Annotated in this window: 19 protein-coding genes; 18 read left to right on the top strand and 1 reads right to left on the bottom strand. The window is 48.6% G+C overall.

The annotated features are described in order from the left end of the window. Positions 1-596 precede the first annotated feature (596 nt). The 11 genes from BN6628_RS03725 (at position 597) to corA (ending at position 12147) form a co-directional block, all read left to right on the top strand. On the top strand, positions 597-1484 hold the full coding sequence (locus tag BN6628_RS03725; protein ID WP_068614451.1) for an ABC transporter ATP-binding protein: 888 nt from the start codon (positions 597-599) through the stop codon (positions 1482-1484). Continuing rightward, positions 1485-2297 carry an ABC transporter permease subunit gene (locus BN6628_RS03730; protein ID WP_068614454.1) on the top strand — a complete coding sequence of 271 codons (813 nt, stop codon included), beginning with the start codon at positions 1485-1487 and terminating at the stop codon, positions 2295-2297. 236 nt (positions 2298-2533) lie between these two features. Then, positions 2534-3112 carry a TetR/AcrR family transcriptional regulator gene (locus BN6628_RS03735; protein WP_068614457.1) on the top strand — a complete coding sequence of 193 codons (579 nt, stop codon included), beginning with the start codon at positions 2534-2536 and terminating at the stop codon, positions 3110-3112. A gap of 339 nt (positions 3113-3451) precedes the next feature. Continuing rightward, a complete protein-coding gene (locus BN6628_RS03740) occupies positions 3452-3775 on the top strand; it encodes a hypothetical protein (RefSeq protein ID WP_068614460.1) in 324 nt (107 codons plus the stop codon). Positions 3776-3902: 127 nt separating this feature from the next. Then, positions 3903-4733, top strand: coding sequence for an alpha/beta hydrolase (locus BN6628_RS03745; protein WP_068614463.1), 831 nt, complete (start codon positions 3903-3905; stop codon positions 4731-4733). Between the two features lie 293 nt (positions 4734-5026). Further along, complete coding sequence (locus BN6628_RS03750; protein WP_068614466.1) at positions 5027-5698, top strand: hypothetical protein; 672 nt, start codon at positions 5027-5029, stop codon at positions 5696-5698. 174 nt (positions 5699-5872) lie between these two features. After that, positions 5873-6664 (top strand): DODA-type extradiol aromatic ring-opening family dioxygenase, encoded by a 792-nt coding sequence (locus BN6628_RS03755; RefSeq protein WP_068614468.1) that lies wholly within the window; start codon positions 5873-5875, stop codon positions 6662-6664. A 212-nt stretch (positions 6665-6876) separates the two neighbouring features. Continuing rightward, on the top strand, positions 6877-7941 hold the full coding sequence (locus BN6628_RS03760) for a DUF3048 domain-containing protein (protein WP_068621940.1): 1065 nt from the start codon (positions 6877-6879) through the stop codon (positions 7939-7941). A 338-nt stretch (positions 7942-8279) separates the two neighbouring features. Then, the gene (locus BN6628_RS03765; RefSeq protein ID WP_068614471.1) at positions 8280-8894 is read left to right on the top strand and encodes a DUF47 domain-containing protein; all 615 of its coding nucleotides are present in this window, start codon (positions 8280-8282) and stop codon (positions 8892-8894) included. Between the two features lie 162 nt (positions 8895-9056). Then, a complete protein-coding gene (locus BN6628_RS03770; RefSeq protein WP_068614473.1) occupies positions 9057-10046 on the top strand; it encodes an inorganic phosphate transporter in 990 nt (329 codons plus the stop codon). 1141 nt (positions 10047-11187) lie between these two features. After that, the gene (gene corA, locus BN6628_RS03780; protein ID WP_068614477.1) at positions 11188-12147 is read left to right on the top strand and encodes a magnesium/cobalt transporter CorA; all 960 of its coding nucleotides are present in this window, start codon (positions 11188-11190) and stop codon (positions 12145-12147) included. Between the two features lie 289 nt (positions 12148-12436). Here corA and BN6628_RS03785 read toward each other — a convergent pair whose 3' ends face one another. Continuing rightward, the gene (locus tag BN6628_RS03785) at positions 12437-12964 is read right to left on the bottom strand and encodes a hypothetical protein (protein WP_068614486.1); all 528 of its coding nucleotides are present in this window, start codon (positions 12962-12964) and stop codon (positions 12437-12439) included. Positions 12965-13171: 207 nt separating this feature from the next. Between BN6628_RS03785 and BN6628_RS03790 the strand changes: the two genes are divergently transcribed. The 7 genes from BN6628_RS03790 to BN6628_RS03820 all read left to right on the top strand — a co-directional run bounded on the left by BN6628_RS03790 (position 13172) and on the right by BN6628_RS03820 (position 19955). Beyond that, the gene (locus BN6628_RS03790; protein WP_068621942.1) at positions 13172-13462 is read left to right on the top strand and encodes a YerC/YecD family TrpR-related protein; all 291 of its coding nucleotides are present in this window, start codon (positions 13172-13174) and stop codon (positions 13460-13462) included. 5 nt (positions 13463-13467) lie between these two features. Further along, positions 13468-14238, top strand: a complete 771-nt coding sequence (locus tag BN6628_RS03795) for a sirohydrochlorin chelatase (RefSeq protein WP_068614489.1) — start codon at positions 13468-13470, stop codon at positions 14236-14238. A 22-nt stretch (positions 14239-14260) separates the two neighbouring features. Further along, complete coding sequence (locus BN6628_RS03800) at positions 14261-15142, top strand: diacylglycerol kinase (protein WP_068614492.1); 882 nt, start codon at positions 14261-14263, stop codon at positions 15140-15142. 364 nt (positions 15143-15506) lie between these two features. Then, positions 15507-15731 (top strand): hypothetical protein, encoded by a 225-nt coding sequence (locus tag BN6628_RS26020; RefSeq protein WP_068614495.1) that lies wholly within the window; start codon positions 15507-15509, stop codon positions 15729-15731. Then, positions 15655-17478 carry a 23S rRNA (uracil(1939)-C(5))-methyltransferase RlmD gene (rlmD, locus tag BN6628_RS26535; protein WP_082926774.1) on the top strand — a complete coding sequence of 608 codons (1824 nt, stop codon included), beginning with the start codon at positions 15655-15657 and terminating at the stop codon, positions 17476-17478. Before BN6628_RS26020 ends, rlmD begins: the two co-directional genes overlap by 77 nt. Positions 17479-17820: 342 nt before the next feature. After that, on the top strand, positions 17821-18525 hold the full coding sequence (locus tag BN6628_RS03815) for an SLATT domain-containing protein (RefSeq protein ID WP_068614499.1): 705 nt from the start codon (positions 17821-17823) through the stop codon (positions 18523-18525). Continuing rightward, on the top strand, positions 18522-19955 hold the full coding sequence (locus tag BN6628_RS03820) for a reverse transcriptase domain-containing protein (protein WP_235847567.1): 1434 nt from the start codon (positions 18522-18524) through the stop codon (positions 19953-19955). The genes BN6628_RS03815 and BN6628_RS03820 overlap by 4 nt, the downstream gene beginning before the upstream one ends. Positions 19956-20887: the final 932 nt, after the last annotated feature.

Here is a 20887-nt window from a genome sequence, read left to right on the forward strand (position 1 = left end):
GGTGACTCGGCTATGAAATCCTATTATTACCATTCAGAACACTTCACAACAATAGACCAGGATCGTACCGGTTAAGTAAGTTTACCGGAAATCCAGTGTTATTCTTGCCCAAAGTATACTTAAGGCGCTTTAAGTTCACAAGGGACCAGGGAAGTGTTCTGAAGTCGAAAAAGCAGGAAATCTGAATCACAAATTTTTACATATATAACAAAAAAGCTATCTTGAGATAGGGGATACGAGAATAACAGGCTGCGGACCAGGAACCCTGCCTCTTGCGAATCAGTACAATTTTCCCGGTAAAGCGATGTCAGGAATACCTGCCGAACTGATAACAGTTATTATGAACGAGACAGACTCCAGCTATGTGCTGCCGCTTCCGTGCCTTAATGTCAATAAGTAATGGTAAGGCCACGATTGCTAGCTGGAAAAAGGATGCACAGATATATTTTATCGAAATGTACTTAATTATATATAATAGTACAAAAATGTATTGATTATTTTTGATGCAGGTATATACTGTACTTATTACATTTATAGAGTATAAAATTTATGGGTGATATCCCGCTCGGTAAATATCACCCTGGGAGGGGCTAGCCATGCTGAAGGTGCAACGTTTAAGCAAGCAATTTGCAAATGGCAGGGGTGTATTTGATCTATCGTTCTCTGTAGAACGTGGGGAGGTATTTGGCTTCCTTGGACCGAACGGTGCAGGAAAGTCCACCACGATCCGTCACATCATGGGGTTTATGAAGCCGGATCAGGGATCGGTAGAGGTCAACGGACTGAACACCTGGGAGAAGCAGGGGAAGGTACAGAAATTCATGGGATACCTGCCTGGAGAGATTGCTTTTATGGAGGGCATGACTGGCCGGTCCTTTCTGGGCTTTATGAGCCGGATGCAGGGGTTAAAGGACACAGCCAGACGTGAGGAGCTTATTGAACGCCTACAGTTTGATGTAAATACCCCGATCCGCAAGATGTCCAAGGGGATGAAGCAGAAGGTGGGCATTGTTGCCGCGTTTATGCACCGGCCGGATGTCATTATTTTGGATGAACCCACTTCAGGGCTTGATCCGCTTATGCAAAAGGTATTTGTTGAGCTTGTGCTTGAAGAGAAGAGGAGGGGCACGACATTTCTCATGTCCTCGCACAGCTTCCCGGAGATTGAGTCTACTTGTGACCGGGCTGCCATTATAAAGGACGGCCGTTTGGTAGCGATCAACAATATTCATGATCTCCAGCAGATGCAGCGGAAGATCTTCGAGGTAGTCTTCCATAATCGTGAGGATGCGGAGCGGTTCGCAAGCTCGGGGATGCTTGAGATCGAGTCGCATTCTGATCTACGTGTAAGTGTGGCGGTGCAGGGCAATTATGATCTTTTTACGGCAGAGGCGGCAAAGTATAAGATCCGAAATATTGATATTCATACCCAGAGTCTGGAGCAGATCTTCATGAATTATTATGACCGGAAGGGGAATCAGTAGATGAATCTCTCACTCTATGCACAAATGCTTAAGAACAACGCAAAGGGCATCTGCAGTTATGCGCTGGGCTCGGCCTTCTATATTATGTTGATGCTCTGGCTGTACCCGAGCATTGCGGAGCACACTCAGGTTATGAACGACCTGCTTAAGTCGATCCCTTCCGGAATTACCAAGGCCTTTGGGCTTGAGAATGGAATGGGGGATCTGGAGTCGTTCCTCTCGGGGGAATATTATGGACTGATCTTTATCATAATTCTGTCTATCTTCAGCCTCATGATCTCCACCCAGCTGATGGCCCGCATGGTCGATCAGGGCTCTATGGCATATCTGCTGTCTACACCAACGACAAGAGCCCAGGTGGCAAGTACCCAGGCCGCCGTGCTGATTACTGGTCTATTCATTATTATGGCAGCAACCACACTGGCCGGCTTTGCAGGGAATCTGCTGTTCATTTCTGATCCTGGGGCTTTTCATGCAGGTAATTTTCTTCGCCTCAATCTAATGGGCTTCCTGATGTTCTTTGCACTGAGCGGGGTAAGCTTTCTCGTATCCTCGGTATCGAATGACGAGAAAAGGGCGATGTCGATATCCGGCGTGATCGTGATCGGCTCGTACTGTCTTGATCTGATTGGAAGGTTGAGCGAGCAGACCGGCTGGATGCGGAATCTGTCGGTTTTCTCTCTGTTCAGACCTAGCGAGCTGGTTAAGGGAAGTGCGGAATGGACCGGACAGCTGTGGGTTCTGCTTGGCATTGGCGCTTTGTTCTTCATCCTTGCCGTGGTGCTGTTCAAGAGAAGAGACCTGCCGCTATAAAAATGCAGGTTTAGAATCACAGTGGGTGCTCCCTTGGAAAAGCGGGTCCGTCCGGCCCCTCCGCGCGCTGCAGTGCTGGCTTGATTGTTATTGCCTGCTGGTTGTCACTGTACCCGGAAGGAGCCCTTCGGTCTTTATTTCGCTTCTTATATTTAATAAACTAAGGATAGAAGGCGGAAGGTTCATCCGGTACTTCTACCGATTCAGTTGAATAAATCCAAGGGAGCCAATATCCATTGAAGGCAAAAGAAGAACAAATTCTGCTTACGGCCCAGCGCCTGTTCTATGAGAAGGGGATCGCCGCTACGGGGATGGAAGAGATCGCTGAAGCTGTGCCCGTCTCGAAGATGACGATCTATAAATATTTTGGCAGCAAGGAAGGCCTTTTGCAAAAAGTCATTGATCATCTGGTAGATGAGGCTAGCTGCGATTTTAAGAAGATGATGGATGAGTCGAAGGATACGCTTGAGCTGCTCCATAAGATGCTGCATTACCGGAAGATGGATGACATTTCTATGCTGTTCCTGAATGAGCTGGTGAGTGATTACCCTCATATCGCCGAGAAGATCAGGGAGTATAGCGAGCAGCACATTATTACATCCTTTGAAAATGCGCTTTTCAAAGGACAGCAGATGGGGCAGATTCGAAAAGACATCTCCCCGCATCTGCTCGTGATGTACCTGATCTCCATGAAACAATTTCTGTTTCAATCCGGCAAGCTTGAGAACATCATGAACATGCGAACCCTGTCGGAGCAGATGCTGTCTCTGCTGTTCCACGGCATTGTGGCCAATCCGGCTGATCTCAGAGAGTAGAGGACCGAACCGGGCTGGCGTTGTGTCCGCTGGGAGGAAGCGGAATAAAATAACTCCTTGTCTCTCACACTAGGTGAAATGAACTTTAAAAGTTAACCGATCTCAGCTTCGATCCCGAGTGATTCTGAAGAAGCAAAGCGTCCGCCTTTGTCTCCGAAATGCCCCTACTTGGATATCTGGTTCAAGCATTTCGGAGACAACAGCGGCCTTAAAGAACACTCGGCATCGCAACGCCCAAAAAGGTAACCTTCATAAGTTCATTTTATATAGGTGAAATGAATTGGATTCAATTCAATTCAATTCAATTCATCCTCAATTTGGGACAAGGAGAATGCAGACATGAGCAAATTCAAATCGGAGCTTACCCGGCGCTACCTGCTGAACAGCAATTCACGTGAAGTGATGGACGAAGTGGTCAAGGACCATGAGGATGTGGAATTCGGAGGCGATCCCGAGGCGGTGAGCGATATCCGTGCGATAAGAGGAACGGATTCCGACCGGAACTTGGTGATTGGCAAGAATGTGGAATTCGCGGATGAGGCTGACCTGACCGGCCGCTCTGGAGACGAGCTGGACCTGTCTAAGCATGGGAACGAATCGTTCCTGAACGAGTGGGATGGCAAGGAAGAGACACATGCAATGTATCGCCGTTCATATGAATAACAAGCTTTCGTTACCGTAAGGATTGACACCTTGTTCCGGTGATGCTAAGATGAGTTTAACTAATTCATATTAAACTTATCGGATTTATGTATATATGTTTTACCGGAACAAGGAGGCGTCTGCAATTATGGAGAGACAAATTGTGATTCATCATGGGAATGAAGAGATAACGGCCAGTGTCCATTACCCGGCTGAGGTTGCTAAGAAGAGCGGCCGCTGCAAGGACAGGGTGCCACTGGTTGTGATCTGCCACGGTTTCGTCGGCAGCCGCATCGGCGTTGACCGCTTGTTCGTGAAGACGGCCCGTGAACTGGCCGCAGAAGGTTATCTAGTGGTCCGTTTCGACTATATTGGGTGTGGTGAAAGCACGGGATACTACGGCCGGGAAGGATTAGAATCCATGGTGAACCAGACGCGCACAGTGCTGGAGTATGTGCTCAATCTGGGTGATGTCGATCCGACGCGGGTTACGCTGCTTGGCCACAGTCTGGGGGGAGCGGTGGCACTCCTGACCGCAGTTCGGGACCGGCGTGTGAAGAATCTGGTGATGTGGTCCTCAGTAGGCTACCCGTTCAACGATATTGTGAAGATCACGGAACGCAAGGTATACGATGATGCGGTGAAATACGGGCATTCCGATTATTTGGGGTATGAATTCACCCCAGTCTTCTTCGAGTCGTTGGGAATCTTTCAACCCTTCCAGGAGGCTATTAAATTCACTGGGGATGTGCTGGTCATTCACGGCACCTCCGATGATGTCATTCCTGTGGACTATGCCTTCTTATTCCAAAAGGTGTTCTGGATGCGTCCGGAAGGGCGATGCGACAAGGAGATTATCTTTCAGGGCGACCATACCTTCTCGGTGGGGGACCATCGGAGCCAACTGCTTAAGCGGACTAAGGATTGGCTGAATGAGCAGGAGGCTGTACAGACTGATTGGCAGCATTGGATGATCTAATGGGTAATGAAGAGGGCAGGCGTGTACCGCGGCAGTTGGGCGGTGGGCGTCTGCTTTTTTTGCTGATGATAAGGAAGGGGAGGAATTAGCGGGCAGAGAGAAGGTTGATAGCGGTAAGCGCTAAAAACAAAAGCCGGTGGCGTTCATGGCAAAGGGAAAGGATATACTGTGCCTTTACCACTCTCAGCATATTTTCAGGTAGGCAGGCTTTTTTTCTCAGCTTAATTTCAGATAACTTAAGTAAGCTGATCTTGCATGCTAAGAGTAATGATTGAAGGAGTGAATGATGCCTTATGAATAAAAGCCGAAAAGTGTTTATCCCCGCCGTGCTGCTTGCTTTAGCCGCCTTGGGTTTGATCCTGTATGCTGTTGTCGGGCTTAAGGAGACAAGGCCTGCTCATATGAAGCCTCCAGCTTCCGCTTCCGCTGGGTCAGCTTCGGTGCAGCAGCCCGAAGACGCAGCAGGTGCCCCAGGCAGACCGAATCATCCGGACCATGGGGCAGAGGGAATCTATAAAAATCTCGGTACGGCTGCCGTGTTTCTCTCTGCTATCAGCTTTGCCTGGATCTGCCTGAAGAAGAAAAGACGTTCAGCCAGTAAATGGCTGCGTAAGGGAGCCAACCTGTTCTACGCCGTGCATACGTATGCCGGTTACCTGGCTGTGCTTCTGATTGTGGTGCATGGGATTTATTTCTTGATCAAAGGCAGCCATCAAGATGCGATATACACCGGGATAGCGGCATTTGCCCTGCTGCTGGCCGGGGGAGTGTACGGCTTCCTGATCAGACGTGTGAGAAACAAGTATATGCGGGTAATCCATTTGGGATTAGGATCAGCGTTCCTTGCCGCTTGTCTTGTTCATGCGGGAGGTTCAGCTTTTCTTGCCGCCGGAGGAATTGTTGTGCTGTGGGTTTTGGTTGGCATCTTGGACCGTACCGCTGTGGCCCCGCAGACTGCGGCTTAATACAAGGGTGCATGTCCTTTATCCTAGGCGGCTGTTATATGGTTAGAGATCGGGCCATAATGATCATAATGAACCCGTAAGCACGGACCTTACAGGATATGTGGTATTCTGCTGCGGGAAGCGATACAATGAAGATGTACCTATATTTTTTGGCGCAAGGAGGTTGGCATTATCGTGACATTACCCGCATTTTTTGTTGCACACGGTTCGCCTACACTAGCCTTGGAGGATAATGAATACACCAGGTTTCTACAGAGATTGGGGCAATCCCTGCCTGCGCCGAAAGCCATTGCCGTCTTCTCGGCCCACTTCGATTCACCCGATCAGCTGCTGACGGGGGATCAGGACCTCGAGACCATCCATGATTTCTATGGATTTCCGCAGGAAATGTACGAGATCCGCTATCCGGCACCCGGCAGTCCCGAGCTAAGCGAGGAGATTGCCAGCCTGCTCAAGGCAGGAAATCTGCCTTACAGGATTGTTACGGGCAGAGGGCTGGACCATGGGGCCTGGGTGATTCTCAGAATCATGTACCCGCAGGCCAATGTGCCTGTGATCAGCCTGTCGGTGGACTCCAAGCGGTGCCCGCAGGAGCAGTATGAGATTGGACGCATGCTGCAGAGTCTCAGAGAGCAGGATGTGCTGATCATCGGCAGCGGGGGCACGGTGCATAATTTGCGTCTGCTTGGACAGGGTTCTGCGGAGCCTTGGGCAGTCGAATTCGATGATTGGATTGGAGCCCATCTGGAGCAGTGGAACCTGACGGCCCTGTTCAATTATGAGAAAAAAGCGCCCCACGCCAGGGAAGCCGTACCGGAATATGGCCAGGAGCACTTCATTCCCCTCTTCTACGCGATGGGTGCCGCTGACAATGACCGCCATGCCAAGCGGCTGTTCCAGGACTATCAGTACGGAACGCTGAGTCTGAACTGCTGGCAGTTCGGCAGAATGGATTTGGACAAGTGATTACATCAATGAATAACTTAGGCGCAGAACCGCTGAGCGGGTCTGTGCCTTATTTCTCGTTCTGCTTGGTGCGATCGCTTGTCCAGAGGCACTTGTTTGGGCGGTCAGGCCCTGGTTCATTCTGGATAGGAGGTGTAAGTAGAGTTTAATTCTTCCACCTGGGCATGATTACAATTATAATGTTGTCAAATAAGATTTCCCGGAGGTATTTCATGCAGATTCGTGCTCTGAATAAAATGCTGCTGATTCTGTCAGCGGCTGCAGTGCTTCTGGCTGGCTGCCAGAACGGCGGCGAGGCGGCAGCGCCGAACGCCCCGGTGCAGACGGGGGAGAATCCGGCCCCTGCCGAGCCGGCGGTAACCCAGCCGGCAGCGTATGTATCGCCGCTGACCGGAGAGCCGGTGGATGCGCCGCTCGAGACGAGGCCCCTGGCCGTCATGATCAACAACGCCCCGGCGGCACGGCCTCAGTCCGGGCTGATGGACGCGGACATCGTGTATGAGGTGCTGGCAGAGGGCGGGATTACACGCCTGGTCGCCATTTATCAGAGCGCCGAGAAGGTAGAGAAGATCGGGCCGGTGCGCAGCATCCGGCCGTATCTGATTGATCTCGGCGAGAGCTATCACGGCGTGCTTGTGCATGCCGGAGGCAGCACGGACGCTTACGCCCTGATCCAGAGCCTGCATAAGGAGGATCTGGACGAGATCTCCAATGCGGGTGCCTACTTCTGGCGGGACAAGTCCAGGAAGGCCCCGCATAACTTGTACACAAGTGTGGAGAAGCTGCGGGCGGGAGCGAAGAAACGGGGATACGGGCTTGTGGACAAGCAGGTGCCCGCCTACACGTTCCGTGAGGCCGATGATCCTGTAGAGGGGGAGACCGCATCCCAGGTGGAGATCAAGTTTCTGCTGAACAATTATCGGGTCTCCTACCATTACAACGCGAAGACAAGGCTGTATGAGCGCTATGTTGGCAAGAAGCCGCACAAGGACCTGGATACGGGGACCGGGCTTACCGCCGCGAATGTGGTCATCATCGGCGCGGACCATCAGACGCTGGACAAGGTAGGCCGGCTTAGTGTGGATCTGAATTCCGGCGGCAAGGCGATGCTGCTTCAGCGGGGCAAGCTGATCCAGGGACAATGGGTGCGCAAGAAGAACGATGTGATCCGGTTCGTGAAGGATGGGGCGGAGGTCCCGCTCTACCCGGGAAAGACCTATTTCAACATCGTTCCGAATACCGGAGGCTTCAGCAGTCACGTTACAATTACAAAGTGACAGACAGGGTGATCTGAAGCGTGTATGTAAGATATAGGATTGATAGGGATTACAGTGGGAAAATTGGGGCAATCCTATGAAAACTGGGGATAAAATTGTTTGCTGTAAATATTACATTTACTTTACAATCGGATATAGCTTTATGGTAAGATAACAAAGGTTATCTCGCTGACATGCAAGTGGGATCTGGGAAGGCCGAGTCATTTGGCATGGACTGAGGATTTGACGTTCTAGAAGAAACATTACCTATATATACAGCAGGAGCGGTCACACAGCCTTTGGTTCAGGCATATAGGTCTTTCTGCAGGCCGGCAGACTTATTGAAAAGGGGACTTCACATGCGAGTGAAAAAGAAAGATATCTTTTTCCAGACGTTAGAGAATATGGCGGAGGCTGTTGTTAAGGCGGCGGATTATTTCGCCGAGCAGGTGTCCAAGTTTAACAATGTGGAAGAGTTCGCCAAGGAAATGAAGGCGTTCGAGAACCAGTGTGACAATTACACCCACACCATTATTATTGAGCTTAATAAGACGTTCATCACGCCGATCGAGCGCGATGACATCATGAACCTGACTACGACGCTGGATGATGTGCTGGACGGTCTTGAGGCCACAACCTCCCGTTTTTATATGTACAATTTAAGTGAGCCGGATGAGTATATTGTGAATTTTGCCGAAATCCTCAAGAACTCCGCTTATGAAATCCAGAAGGCGATCCGGCTGCTGTCCCAGAAGAAGCTGCTGGCCATCCGGGAGCATACGATCCGTCTGAATGACCTGGAGAACCAAGGGGACGAGCTGCTGCGCATTGCGATTAAAGAGTTGTTCGTGAAAGTGCCTGACCCGATTGAACTGATTAAGAAAAAAGAAATTTACGAACGCCTGGAGACGACGACAGACGCCTGTGAGCATGTAGCGAACATGCTGGAATCGATCATCATGCGCAATTCATAATTCGAACACATGGAGGAGGCTGGAATTGCGCGGATTGGTTCGGTACTACGGGGAGGGTTCAAGTTCGGCTTCCGTTTTAGTTATAGAGGCCAGTGCCTGCAGAAGGCGGCTTGATTCTTAGAATACCTCCGTATACAGGTATCCTCTGTGCAATGATATACCATGGATACAATGTTTATTATCATGCTTGTAGTCATCGTGCTTGCACTCGCCTTTGACTTCATTAACGGATTCCACGATACAGCGAATGCGATAGCCACCTCGGTATCCACGCGTGCCCTCAAGCCAAGAACGGCGATTCTGATGGCTGCCGTGATGAACTTCCTGGGGGCGTTAATGTTCACGGGGGTGGCCAAGACGATCGGAGGCAAGGTTGCCGATCCGACAAAGCTCGATAACGGTCTGGAGATTCTGATTGCCACCCTGCTCGCGGCAATTATCTGGAACCTGGTGACCTGGTGGTTCGGGATTCCCTCATCATCTTCCCATGCTTTGATCGGGGCATTGGCTGGAGCCGTGTACGTGGGCGGAGGTCATGACAAGGTTAACTGGGGCGGATTCAGCACCATTATTGAAGGACTGCTAATATCTCCACTGATTGCTTTTGCCCTGGGATATATCGTGATGACAGTACTCAAATGGATATTCGCCTCCAAGAGCCCACATACCGTGAATAAAGGCTTCCGGACGATGCAGATTCTTACGGCGGCACTTCAATCGTTCACTCACGGAACGAACGATGCCCAGAAAGCGATGGGGATCATCACCTTCGCCCTGGTCACAGCCAAGTATCAGAGCACGATGGATGTCCCTCTGTGGGTTAAAATCTCTGCGGCTACCGCCATGGCGCTGGGAACCTCGATTGGCGGCTGGAAGATCATCAAGACGATGGGTACGAAGATTTTCAAAATCGAGCCGATCAATGGCTTCGCAGCGGATATGTCCGCAGCTTCGGTTATTTTCTCCGCAACCCTCACGAATCTGCCGGTCAGCTCTACACACGCAATCACCTCAGCAATTCTGGGTGTGGGCTCTGCCAAGCGTTTCTCCGCAGTGAAATGGGGCGTGGCTGGAACGATCGTAGTTTCCTGGGTTATCACCATTCCAATTTCGGCGGTACTCTCGGGACTGATCTTTACTGTTCTTTTCTAAAATAGATAAATAGCATCGAGCTGAACATACAACGAGGAGCCAACTTTAGAGGTTGGCTTTTTGCGTGGGGAGATTTATGAGGGCTGCAGAGGCGCGGTGAGCCCGGTATTAGGGAAGAGGCAGGGGACACAAGTCAAGGGAAGTCAGGGGCTGCGAGCCTTGAAGAGCCTTTTGCAGCAGGCATTCAGGATGTCCGGTATGGCGGTTTGCGGTTTGTTATGTTGTGCAAAACTGGATAAGGTGGTTTGGTACTAGTTTGTGGGGTCTGTTAAAGTGGCATGAACTCTGGGAAGCGTGGTGTGCACAAGGGAGTATGGGTATGGACAGCCGATTAAATGGCTGTAGATAAGTTGTGCATGAGGAGCATAGCCTGACTAAGGTGTTGTAGATAAGGAAGCAGTTTGGTGTGCATGGCTGATTCATGTGTTGTGGGTAAGCCGTAATGTGACGTACATAGCTGATTAAGGTGATGTGTACAAGTGAATGCCTGCGGGGTACAGCGGCTAAAGTGGTGTGAATAAGCGAGGATGTGGAGAGTATTGCGGTTAACGTGCTATGCGTGGGTGTATGGATGTGTGCAGCCGATAAACGTATGTGAATAAGTTAAGTATGCAAGGTGCATAGCCGATTACATGTTGTGTATAAGGAGCAACTTGGTGTGCATAGCTGATTAAGGTGATGTGTACAAGTGAATGCGTGCGAGGTACAGCGGCTAAAGCGGTGTGTATAAGCCTGTATGTGGGTACATAGCGGTTAACGTGGTATGTAGAAGCCAGTATGTTATGTGTATAACCCGAGTAACATGGTGTGTACAAGCCGGAATGTGACGTGCATAGCTGATTAACGGGGTGTGTATGAGTGAATGTCTGCGGGGTACAGCGGCTAAAGTGGTGTGAATAAGCTAGTATAAGTGTGTATGGCGGATTGATGTACTGTGTACAAGGAACCAGCTTGGTGTGTATAACTGATTAACGTGGTGTGCACAACAGAGTACTACGGCAGACAGTCAAAAGCAATGCTGACCCGGCACGCAGGGAGCCAATGCTGTACCCCCGGCAGGATCGGGGGACGGGCATCGGCCTCTGAACATGGAATAGATTTTGAAACGGGAAGATTAACGACGATAAAAGGGGCGAAAGCCATGATACGTACACTGGGTATCACACATCAGCATCAGGTGGAAGCGGATGTCCCGTTGGATCAGCTGGACAATCCCAAATATGCGTGGGTCTGGACAGATTTTAACGAGCCGACCAAGGAGGAGTCAGCCCTGCTGGATACGCTCTTCCATTTTCATCCGCTTGCCATAGAAGACTGCCTCCATGTGCTTCAGCGGCCCAAAATGGATTATTACGAGGACATGGAGTTTATGGTCGTACATTCGCTGGAAGCAGATACTCTGGATACGACCGAGGTCGATTTGTTCATTGGGCGCAGGTTCCTGGTGACCTACCACCATAAGGACCTGGTCGAGGTGAACAATGCCTGGAACAAGGTGATGCAGCGGGCGCATGACCGGAAAATTTGGGCAAGGGGGCCGATGGCCGCAGCCTATCTGGTCATTGACGAGCTCGTGGACCTGTACTTCCCGTGCGTCTTTGCTATTGAAGACGAGTTGGATGAGTTAGAGAACAGAGGCGGCCACGAATCGGTGGAAGATCTGATGAATCAGGTGTTCGACCTGCGCAGCCGGCTTCTGAAGCTGAGACGGACAATTGTGCCGATGCGGGACCTGATGTACCGGGTTGTGAACTCCGAGCATATTCAGGGTGAGCACGAGCCAAGGGCATATTTTACGGATATATATGATCATCTGCTCAAGCTGACCGATATGATTGAAGCCGACCGGGAGATGACGGCGGATCTGCGCGACTCGTATATCTCGCTGAATTCCAACCGAATGAACAGTATTATGAAAACCCTGACGGTCATCACCACGATCTTCATGCCGCTAACTCTGATTGCGGGTATCTACGGAATGAACTTCATTAATATGCCGGAGCTGCATACGCAGTACGGGTATTTTGTAGTGCTGGGTGTGATGCTGGCTTTGAGCGTCTGGATGATTCTATGGTTTCAGCGGCGGGGCTGGTTTAAATAGCAGGGGGAGGTTGGACGCGATTGATGCTTGTCCTGAGGATCTGGCGTTCGATTCTTGTTTAGTCAGTTTAATGCTATAGTTATCTAAAATTAAGCTGAGAAAGAGTCCTTTAATGTGGGCGCCTGTGGTGAACCTCAGTCTGTAATCTGTAATGCCACTCCGGACGCCGCGAAGTGTACCAGGTGCGATCGGGTACTTAAGATAACTGAAAGCACGACGATATATGTTATAAAACACCGGCTGGCGTGCAAGCGGCGCCTCGTAAAAGCGGAAAGCCCGCCGATATCTGTTATCGGCGGGGGTTCTTCTTGCTGGTCTGACTTTTGGAGGAAGAGCGCGAGCCGGTGCCTGAGCCGGTTTTCTTTTTCTTGGAGCCGGATTTGGAACTTCTGGAGCGCTTGCGCTTCGGCCTGAATTCGTCCAGCTTACCTGAACTGGCCCCGGTTGTCTTGCCCTTGCCTCCCGGCAGCAGACCCATGAACAGTTTCGCCATCGGGGCGAACTGCTGGATGCCCTGCATGACCTTCTGTACCTGGCCCATGGTAGAAATGACCCCGTCAATGCCGCCCATCTTGTCAATGATGCCTTTAAGATCTCCAAGCTTGGGCAGGGAGAGTCCGCCGCCGCTCTTCGCAGGGGATGCCGCCGGGAGCACTGTTGGGGCTGCTGCATTCTCGAGCGGAGCTGTATACGGAACGAGTGATGACGACTCGAAAGGGATGGAGGGGTCATAAGGGGTAAGGCCTGGGTAGGAGGAAGCGCCGTACGGATAGCCCGGCGGAACGACACTCCGCTGCTGGTGCTGAAAATGTGGCATGGAAATCACATTCCTTTGTTATTTTTTCCAATTCTTAATACAATGTATGTGGTAGGCTAACGCAGGGTATAGACGAATGTCCCGGTTTTTGAGGCAAAAGCGGAATTGGGCGGTTCTTTTCTGTACTGCGTGAAATCGTTAATGCTTGAAAAGGATACGTCCGCAAAGTACAATGAGGGTACAGTAACCGTAGGGGATGATAAATCAGTGCAGCTGAAGAAGTTGAATGATAAAAGTATCGACCAATTATTCGAGGCCATTCTTACACTTAAAAATGTCGAGGAGTGTTATGTGTTCTTCGATGATCTTTGTACTGTTAACGAGATTCAGTCGCTGTCCCAGCGCCTGGAGGTTGCTCGTATGCTGGGCAAAGGATGCACTTATAATCAGATTGAAGCGGAGACCGGTGCAAGCACGGCCACCATTTCCCGTGTGAAGAGATGTTTGAATTACGGGAATGACGGATATAAAATGTCTCTGGAAAGACTGGGACGTTAAGTCAAATGAAGCCGGGTGTACTCATTATTAGCCACGGCTCCCCCGATGCCGCCTGGGTGCGGCTCGTGGATGACTCTGTAACGAAGCTGGAACTGCCGGCAGAAATGCCGGTAGCGGCTTCGTTTCTTGAGGTTGTGGAAGGAAGACTGATTCAGGATGGAATAGACCATCTGGAGGAGGAGGAGGGCGTTACGGATCTTATTGTGATTCCGTTATTCGTCTCTTCCGGCAGTACACATATTGATGAAATAGCTTATGCGCTTGGGGTGAAGCCGTTCCCGGAGAAGGAGACGGATTTGGAGCCTTTTCGGGTGCGGGCTAGGGTACATTTTGGCGAGCCGGTGGATGATGATCCGGTGATCGCGCATATGGTCTGGGACAAGATCAAAGCGATATCTGCCGAGCGGGAGAGAGAAGTGGTGCTCCTGGTCGGCCATGGGAGCGTGCATGACGGCTTCCGCCAGCACTGGGAACGCGGGATCAGCTCGCTTGCCGAGCATGTCCGCGAGATTGGCGGGGTGAAGCATGCGGATTATGCGCTGCTGAACCCTGACAGTCTGGCCGCCAAGACCAGGTACTGGTCTGAGGAGCGCGGCATGGACGTGCTGGTGGCTCCGCTGTTCTTAAGCGGGGGATATTTTACGAAAAAGGCGATTCCTGGCAGGCTTGAGGGGCTGAAGTACCGCTACTCTGGGGAAGCATTACTGCCGCATCCGATGCTGAATGACTGGATTCAACGGCAGATATTCACTATAATGAAGTCATTGACATTATGATAAACGGGTGGCGTTACAATATATGAAGAGAGCTAGGCTGATCTATAACCCGTCCTCTGGGCGGGAAGAAATGCGTCGCCTGTTACCGGACGTCCTGCACCGGCTTGACCGGGCAGGAATTGAGACGTCCTGCTTCGCCACGGAAGGCGAAGGGGATGCAACCCGTGAGGCTGCGGAAGCGGTGGACCGCGGGTACGATATTATTATTGCCGCCGGCGGGGACGGCACGTTGAACGAAGTCGTCAACGGCATGGCCGGCAAGGAGAACCTTCCGCCGCTTGGCGTGTTCCCGCTCGGGACAACGAACGACTTCGCTCGTGCGATGGGCATTCCGCGGCGCTGGGAGGATTATTGTGATCTCGTTATTGAGAACAAGACGAGATATATCGATATCGGCAAGGCGAACGGCCGCCACTTTATCAACATTGCGGGCGGGGGCTCCCTTACCGAGCTGACCTATGAAGTGCCCAGCCGACTGAAAACGCGCATTGGCCAGCTGGCTTATTATATGAAGGGCATCGAGAAGGTGGCCAGCCTGTCGCCGACCGAGCTGCTCATCAAGGCCGATGGCCAGCCGCAGATGCACGGCGAGTTCATGCTGTTCCTTATCGCTAACAGCAACTCGGTTGGCGGGTTCGAGAAGCTGGCGCCGGGCGCGGTTATCGACGACGGCTTGTTCGATGTGATCGCCGTCAAGAAGTGCAACCTCGGCGAGTTCCTGCGCCTGATGACGCTGGCGCTGCGCGGGGAGCATTTCAATGACCCGCACGTCGTCTATTTCAAGACGAACCGGATGGAAGTGACTTCGCCGAGCATGGTGCAGCTCAACTTGGACGGCGAGCTCGGGGGCGAGCTGCCGGGCGTGTTCGAGATGCTGCCGCAGCATTTGCGGATTTTTGCTTAAGGTGTTGGTGGGTTTGGGTTGGAGGTACAGCTCGGCTGTGTGAAGCAAATGGCCGATCAGCTATCCAAGCATGCAACGGACCACGCTGCCGTGTGCATAGGGAGCCGTGCGCACGATGTTCAAGGGAGCAGCTAGCTGGTTAGTTGGTTTTTGGTTAACGGCGTAGCAGTTGCTTAAGCAGAGAAGTAAGCTTACGGGATAACAGTTGCTTGCGCAGAGAATTTAGAGATGGTTCTAACTGACGGCATAGCTGCTTGAGCAGATAATTAAGCGATCAGTTTTAATGTTTAGGAATTTGTAGTTCTTTTGTGCTGGGTATAATCATACATGCATCACACTTGTGGTAAAATAAAGGAAGTCACAAATGGAATGGAATGACCGAGATGGAGGAGAACGCCTCTTGGCTGGCCCTGACGGCAGCGGGATGGTTGTTCTTTCTTTCGTTTTAGTGGTCTGTAATATAGATATGGCTAGTGGATATCAACCTTTTGAGAAAGAAGTGAAGCGGCAGGATGAACAAGCAGCAGGGCGGACGGTCTGGGAGCGGAAAAGCGAGCGGGCGTGGTCCGTCGGGAGTGAAGGGCAGTGAGCGTGAGCGCGGGAATACCGGATTCGGATATAAGAGTGCTTCGGGTTCGGAAGCAGGGGTGAGAGGCGAACGTCATGCAGGTGGCGGTGAGCGTAGAGATACTGGACAAGGAAGAGGTACGGCTGGCCGCAGGGGAGAGCAGGAGTCGGCCGTAATTGCCGGCCTACCTGTAGAGAAGAACGATGAACTCGAAATCGAGATCATCGGCATGAACCATGACGGTGAAGGCGTAGGCCGTGCCGACGGCTACACCTTGTTCGTTGCTGGAGCCTTACCCGGCGAGAAAGCGCGGGTCAAGGTGCTCAAGACGAAGAAGCAGTATGGCTATGCCAAGCTGCTTGACGTCGTGCGGGCCAGCGCGGACCGAGTTGCGGCACCGTGCGCGATCTATGACAAGTGCGGCGGCTGCCAGCTGCAGCATCTGAGCTACGAAGGCCAGCTGGCCTGGAAGCGCCAGCATGTGGTCGATGCGCTGGAGCGGATCGGGAAGCTGCGCGTGAGCGGGAGTGGAAGCGGGGTAGGCTCATCTGCTGCGGGAATTCATGTGTACGAGCATGGGACTGCTGCGGGTGGCGAGAGTGTAGCGGGTGGCCGTATGGTTGGCCAGGCTGGTGGAGTAGAGAGCGCTGGCACAGGCGGGGTTCATGGCAGCGCGGCAGGTAGCCGTGTTGGCGATCCGGGCGACGGGATTGTCGTCCTGCCTACCCTCGGAATGTCCAATCCTTGGCGTTACCGTAACAAGGCACAGGTACCTGTCGGAGTGCTGGACGGTGCTCTAGTGGGGGGCTTTTACTCAAAAGGCAGCCACCGCATCGTCGATATGGAAACCTGCCTGATTCAGCATGAGCACAACGATGATGTAGTAAACCGTGTCAAAGAAATCGGCAGCAGCCTGGGCATCAGCGCCTACAACGAAGAGACGGGCCGTGGGCTGCTTCGTCATGTCGTGGTGAAGAAGGCATTTCGCACGGGTGAAATGATGCTGGTCCTTGTCACCAACGGGCGGGACATTCCGCACGTCGATGCCTGGATCGGCAGTATCCGGGAGCAGATTCCACATGTCGCAAGCATCTGCCAGAATGTGAACACGAAGCAGACTAATGTTATTTTTGGTGATGAGACCCGTACCCTCTGGGGACGTGATGTGATCTACGATTACATTGGAGACGTGCAGTTCGCCATCTCGGCTAGATCGTTCTACCAAGTGAACCCGGTACAGACCGAGGTGCTGTACGGCAAGACCGTAGAGTACGCCGGACTCACCGGCAAAGAGACCGTAATCGATGCCTACTGCGGCATCGGGACCATTTCGCTATTCCTTGCCCAGCATGCGGATCAGGTGTATGGAGTTGAGATTGTAAAGGAAGCTATAGATGATGCAAGGATTAATGCGGATCTTAACGGCATGCGCAATGTAAAGTTTGAAGTAGGAGCTTCCGAAGTGGTGATTCCCCGCTGGAAAGAGCAAGGTATTGAGGCGGATGTGATCGTGGTTGATCCACCGCGTAAAGGCTGCGACCCGCAACTGCTGGATACGATCCTGGCGATGAAGCCTGAGCGGGTGGTGTATGTGAGCTGTAATCCGTCGACCTTGGCTAGGGATTTAAGGGTGTTGGAGGACGGTGGGTACCGGACGGTTGAGGTGCAGCCGGTGGATATGTTCCCGCATACGGTGCATGTGGAAGCGGTGGCTTTGTTAGTGAGAAATGTACAGAGGGCTGAAAGGGCGGTGCTGATTTGGGAATAAGTACAGAAGAGGAAGATATATAAGCAGAGGTTTAGAAATTGTAGATTTGACTGATTGTTGACGAAATACTCTCTTAGTTTGGAACCGCCTAGATCTTTGAAATAGGCGGTTGTTTGTATGTAAACCGAACCGATTCAAGGTTTTTGGAAAAAAGGGGTAACTTAAATCCTTGATAGCCAGCGACAATCATACTTATCCATATTAATTCTATATGGTATTATGAGGTTACTGTTGATGATAATAGGCCAATACGATCATTACTGGAAACACAAAAAGATACGACCATGCTGAATGACTGTCTTTTTGATAAAAATAATTGATGCTTAAAAGGTGGGTCTAATATTGGAAAAAGAGTATAAAAACATAACTATTTATTCCGAAGTGGAGAAAAAGATTAACACCTTGAACAAAACTCGTAATAACAGAATAGCAATGAGTAAGAGACTTAAAGGCTATGCCGAGAAGTGGAATTTCATGTTTCTTTTCCTTAATATTGAGGCTGTAATTTTTGTTTTGCTTTCCCTTGGAGGAAAAGAAGTGAATGGTGTATTTGAAAGTAAGAGTTACAGTGTATTCGCAGGTATTTTCTCGATTTATGTTATCCTCCTACAATACTTTATTGCAGGTATTAACTTTAATGAAAGAGCTCTAAAAATGCACTATCACCAGCTTGATATTGAGGACTTAATATTGAAGCTTAAGGAACTTATTATTAAGAGAAATAGTTCCAATAATAATTCTGATGAAATACAGGTTTTGTCAGACTTCAAGATAATTATGGATGAGTATCAGGTCCTATTAAAAAATAATGAAAACCATGATCCTATTGATAATGAGCGAAGAGCACAAGACGTACAAAACAGCGAAGATACTGACAGTGCCGAACAGATGGGTCAAAGAGAACCAATAATGAAGAGTAAGAAAACAAGACAGAAGGAAATTAAGGATTTCACACTACATAACTTATTATGGTACTTCAATCTAATCGTAATGTTACTTTCAGCAATGGCAATTATAAGATATATATTTGAAGGATGGATTATGTGAATAAAAACAAAGTTATCGAACTTGCATACATATATACCTTGTCAATGTCAAAAAAGAAAGGGTATAATCCACAAACCATCGCGAATGTAAACGAATTAAGCAAGTACAGTAGGAAAGAGATAATTAAAATAATTTCAATGCCAATTGAAACGTTTTGTGATGTGTATGACGTTTCAAAGGTTAGGGATTTTATATATAAAAATGATTACTTTACACCTAGAGATATGTATTTAATACACCCGTTACATTATCTGTATTATAATTATCTGGTATTCACAATTGGATACTTATATGCGAATAGAAAAGATGTATTAAATTTTTCAAGAGATCGAATTACTTCGTTTTATTCAGGTCAACTAGTTCATGATGCACCAATAAATAAAATTAAAATGAATTCTTCTTATAATGAAAGTTATAATAAGTTCCAAAATGAGCGCGAGAGGTACTTTGACAAATCCGCATTAAAGATTGATCTTAAAAACTTTTTTGATTCGATTAGGATTTCCTCGCTCATTAGCAAATTGAGGGGAATTTTAGGTTCACAGACAATAGTCAGTGATTTAGAGTATTTCTTTAAAAATGCTGGATTTGACAGTTTGCCTCAGATTCATTACTCAATAGCATCCTCTATACTATCCCAATTCTTCTTAATTGATTTTGATAATAAAGTTGAACACATGCTTAATAGAGAGAACCTACAGTTGCTACGTTATGTTGATGATATGTACTTCATTCATTTAGATGGGTCTGCAGATAGGAAGAAAAATAATTCAATACTCAATGAAATAAGTTATTTCTTATGGGAAGATTCACTAACAATTAATACATCCAAAACCAAGATGCTGTCACCAGATGAGTATAGAACCTTGTACGAATTCGCTAGGGCTGAGTATGGCAGTTCTTTTTCAAATGAAAAGGTGATAGATGATAGGGTGAAGGAGATTATTGCAAACGGTCATTTAATAGCATTGATTCGAGATCTTTGTCGAACCCAAAAGAAATATGGTATCGATCTAGAAATGTATAAGAATTTGGTTGATAAATATATATCATTGAATGGTGAGGATTCGTCGAAGATTTTTAATCATATAATTTTTTCAGGGAAGTGGAAGGATATTGATAGAAAGAACTTGTTCGAATTGATAAAAAACTGGAATTATATTTTTTTCAATCCTTCACAATTCACTGTACTATATCTTATGGTTTATAGACATATGGAGGCTAAAAAACTTATTTCTGGCGATGGATCAAAAATCAGGCAACTATTGAATTATTTATTTAAAAATGAAGTATTTACTTTTCGTGACACACTAGTCGCTGTTTCTTATTTATTTCAAAGTAAAATAAAAAATAGGGATTTAATTACTAGAATCGAGGCTGTAAATCCAGAATACATTAAGTATGTAAATAGTTTTATTTCAGACGGTTAAGGTTGCTAATGAAGTTAGAACACTTATGAATATCGCTGTCTGCCCAGCAAGTCCTACAGGTGGATTAGTAGACGAGATTTCTGGAACGGCAATTCTATTTGGCTAAGGCGAGGATATAACAAAAGGTAGAGAATCACGTATTCCTGTACGGCTTTTGGAAATATTAGTGAACAAGATTTATTTCCAGGTTAGATGTATTATTGGGTTTGTGTCTCATGTACACCTCGAAAAGAACTACGCATATATTTAACTTGAAATCTACAAAGGTAAAAACATAAAAATCCATTTCAATGAAAACTTTATAGTGAATAATCGTGTTCAGTTTAGACTCTTTCCTTACATTAAAGATTATGAAAAATCGAAATAAGAAGTTAAATCGGAAGTAGTTTGTTGTTACATTGGAGAAAGACTGAGAAAGGAATCGATGTTAGGCCAGATCGCTACTCCGCATTTAGCTTAGATATTAAAGCTTTATGCCATACTACACGAAGTAAGTAATCTTTTTAAATAAGATCATTAGAGTCAACTAACATATGTTTCTTCGGTATACATAGACAGGTCATTCAAAAAACTACTACCATCATAAGTTGCTCTTATCATATAAGTAGATACTGAAGCTGTGAGATATGATGTTCGACTAGACAAACAGAGTACCATAAACAGTTATGCTTCAAAATTATTTTCTTAATAACGCAATAAATGGGAAACCCTTAAGGCTAGCATTTAATGAGGCTTTAAGGGGTTTTGCATTATTCTTCAAAGACAGCAGTTTCAACTGTACCTTTCAGGAATAGGCTATCATTGCATTCGCAAAACAAACTAATATTAATATCACAAGACATTTAATCGAACATCTAGCTTTGATAACGGGGGATGGGATTTATCTCCTAATAGAGGAAATTTTCATATTTATATCGAAATAGGAATAGTGC

Source organism: Paenibacillus tuaregi, from assembly GCF_900086655.1.
Classification (GTDB): domain Bacteria; phylum Bacillota; class Bacilli; order Paenibacillales; family Paenibacillaceae; genus Fontibacillus; species Fontibacillus tuaregi.

Coding starts and splice junctions, on each gene's coding strand:
- BN6628_RS03725 (WP_068614451.1), top strand. CDS start 597: ATGCTGAAGGTGCAACGTTTAAGCAAGCAATTTGCAAATGGCAGGGGT.
- BN6628_RS03730 (WP_068614454.1), top strand. CDS start 1,485: ATGAATCTCTCACTCTATGCACAAATGCTTAAGAACAACGCAAAGGGC.
- BN6628_RS03740 (WP_068614460.1), top strand. CDS start 3,452: ATGAGCAAATTCAAATCGGAGCTTACCCGGCGCTACCTGCTGAACAGC.
- BN6628_RS03745 (WP_068614463.1), top strand. CDS start 3,903: ATGGAGAGACAAATTGTGATTCATCATGGGAATGAAGAGATAACGGCC.
- BN6628_RS03750 (WP_068614466.1), top strand. CDS start 5,027: ATGAATAAAAGCCGAAAAGTGTTTATCCCCGCCGTGCTGCTTGCTTTA.
- BN6628_RS03760 (WP_068621940.1), top strand. CDS start 6,877: ATGCAGATTCGTGCTCTGAATAAAATGCTGCTGATTCTGTCAGCGGCT.
- BN6628_RS03765 (WP_068614471.1), top strand. CDS start 8,280: ATGCGAGTGAAAAAGAAAGATATCTTTTTCCAGACGTTAGAGAATATG.
- BN6628_RS03770 (WP_068614473.1), top strand. CDS start 9,057: ATGGATACAATGTTTATTATCATGCTTGTAGTCATCGTGCTTGCACTC.
- corA (WP_068614477.1), top strand. CDS start 11,188: ATGATACGTACACTGGGTATCACACATCAGCATCAGGTGGAAGCGGAT.
- BN6628_RS03785 (WP_068614486.1), bottom strand. CDS start 12,964: ATGCCACATTTTCAGCACCAGCAGCGGAGTGTCGTTCCGCCGGGCTAT.
- BN6628_RS03795 (WP_068614489.1), top strand. CDS start 13,468: ATGAAGCCGGGTGTACTCATTATTAGCCACGGCTCCCCCGATGCCGCC.
- BN6628_RS03800 (WP_068614492.1), top strand. CDS start 14,261: ATGAAGAGAGCTAGGCTGATCTATAACCCGTCCTCTGGGCGGGAAGAA.
- BN6628_RS26020 (WP_068614495.1), top strand. CDS start 15,507: ATGGAATGGAATGACCGAGATGGAGGAGAACGCCTCTTGGCTGGCCCT.
- rlmD (WP_082926774.1), top strand. CDS start 15,655: ATGAACAAGCAGCAGGGCGGACGGTCTGGGAGCGGAAAAGCGAGCGGG.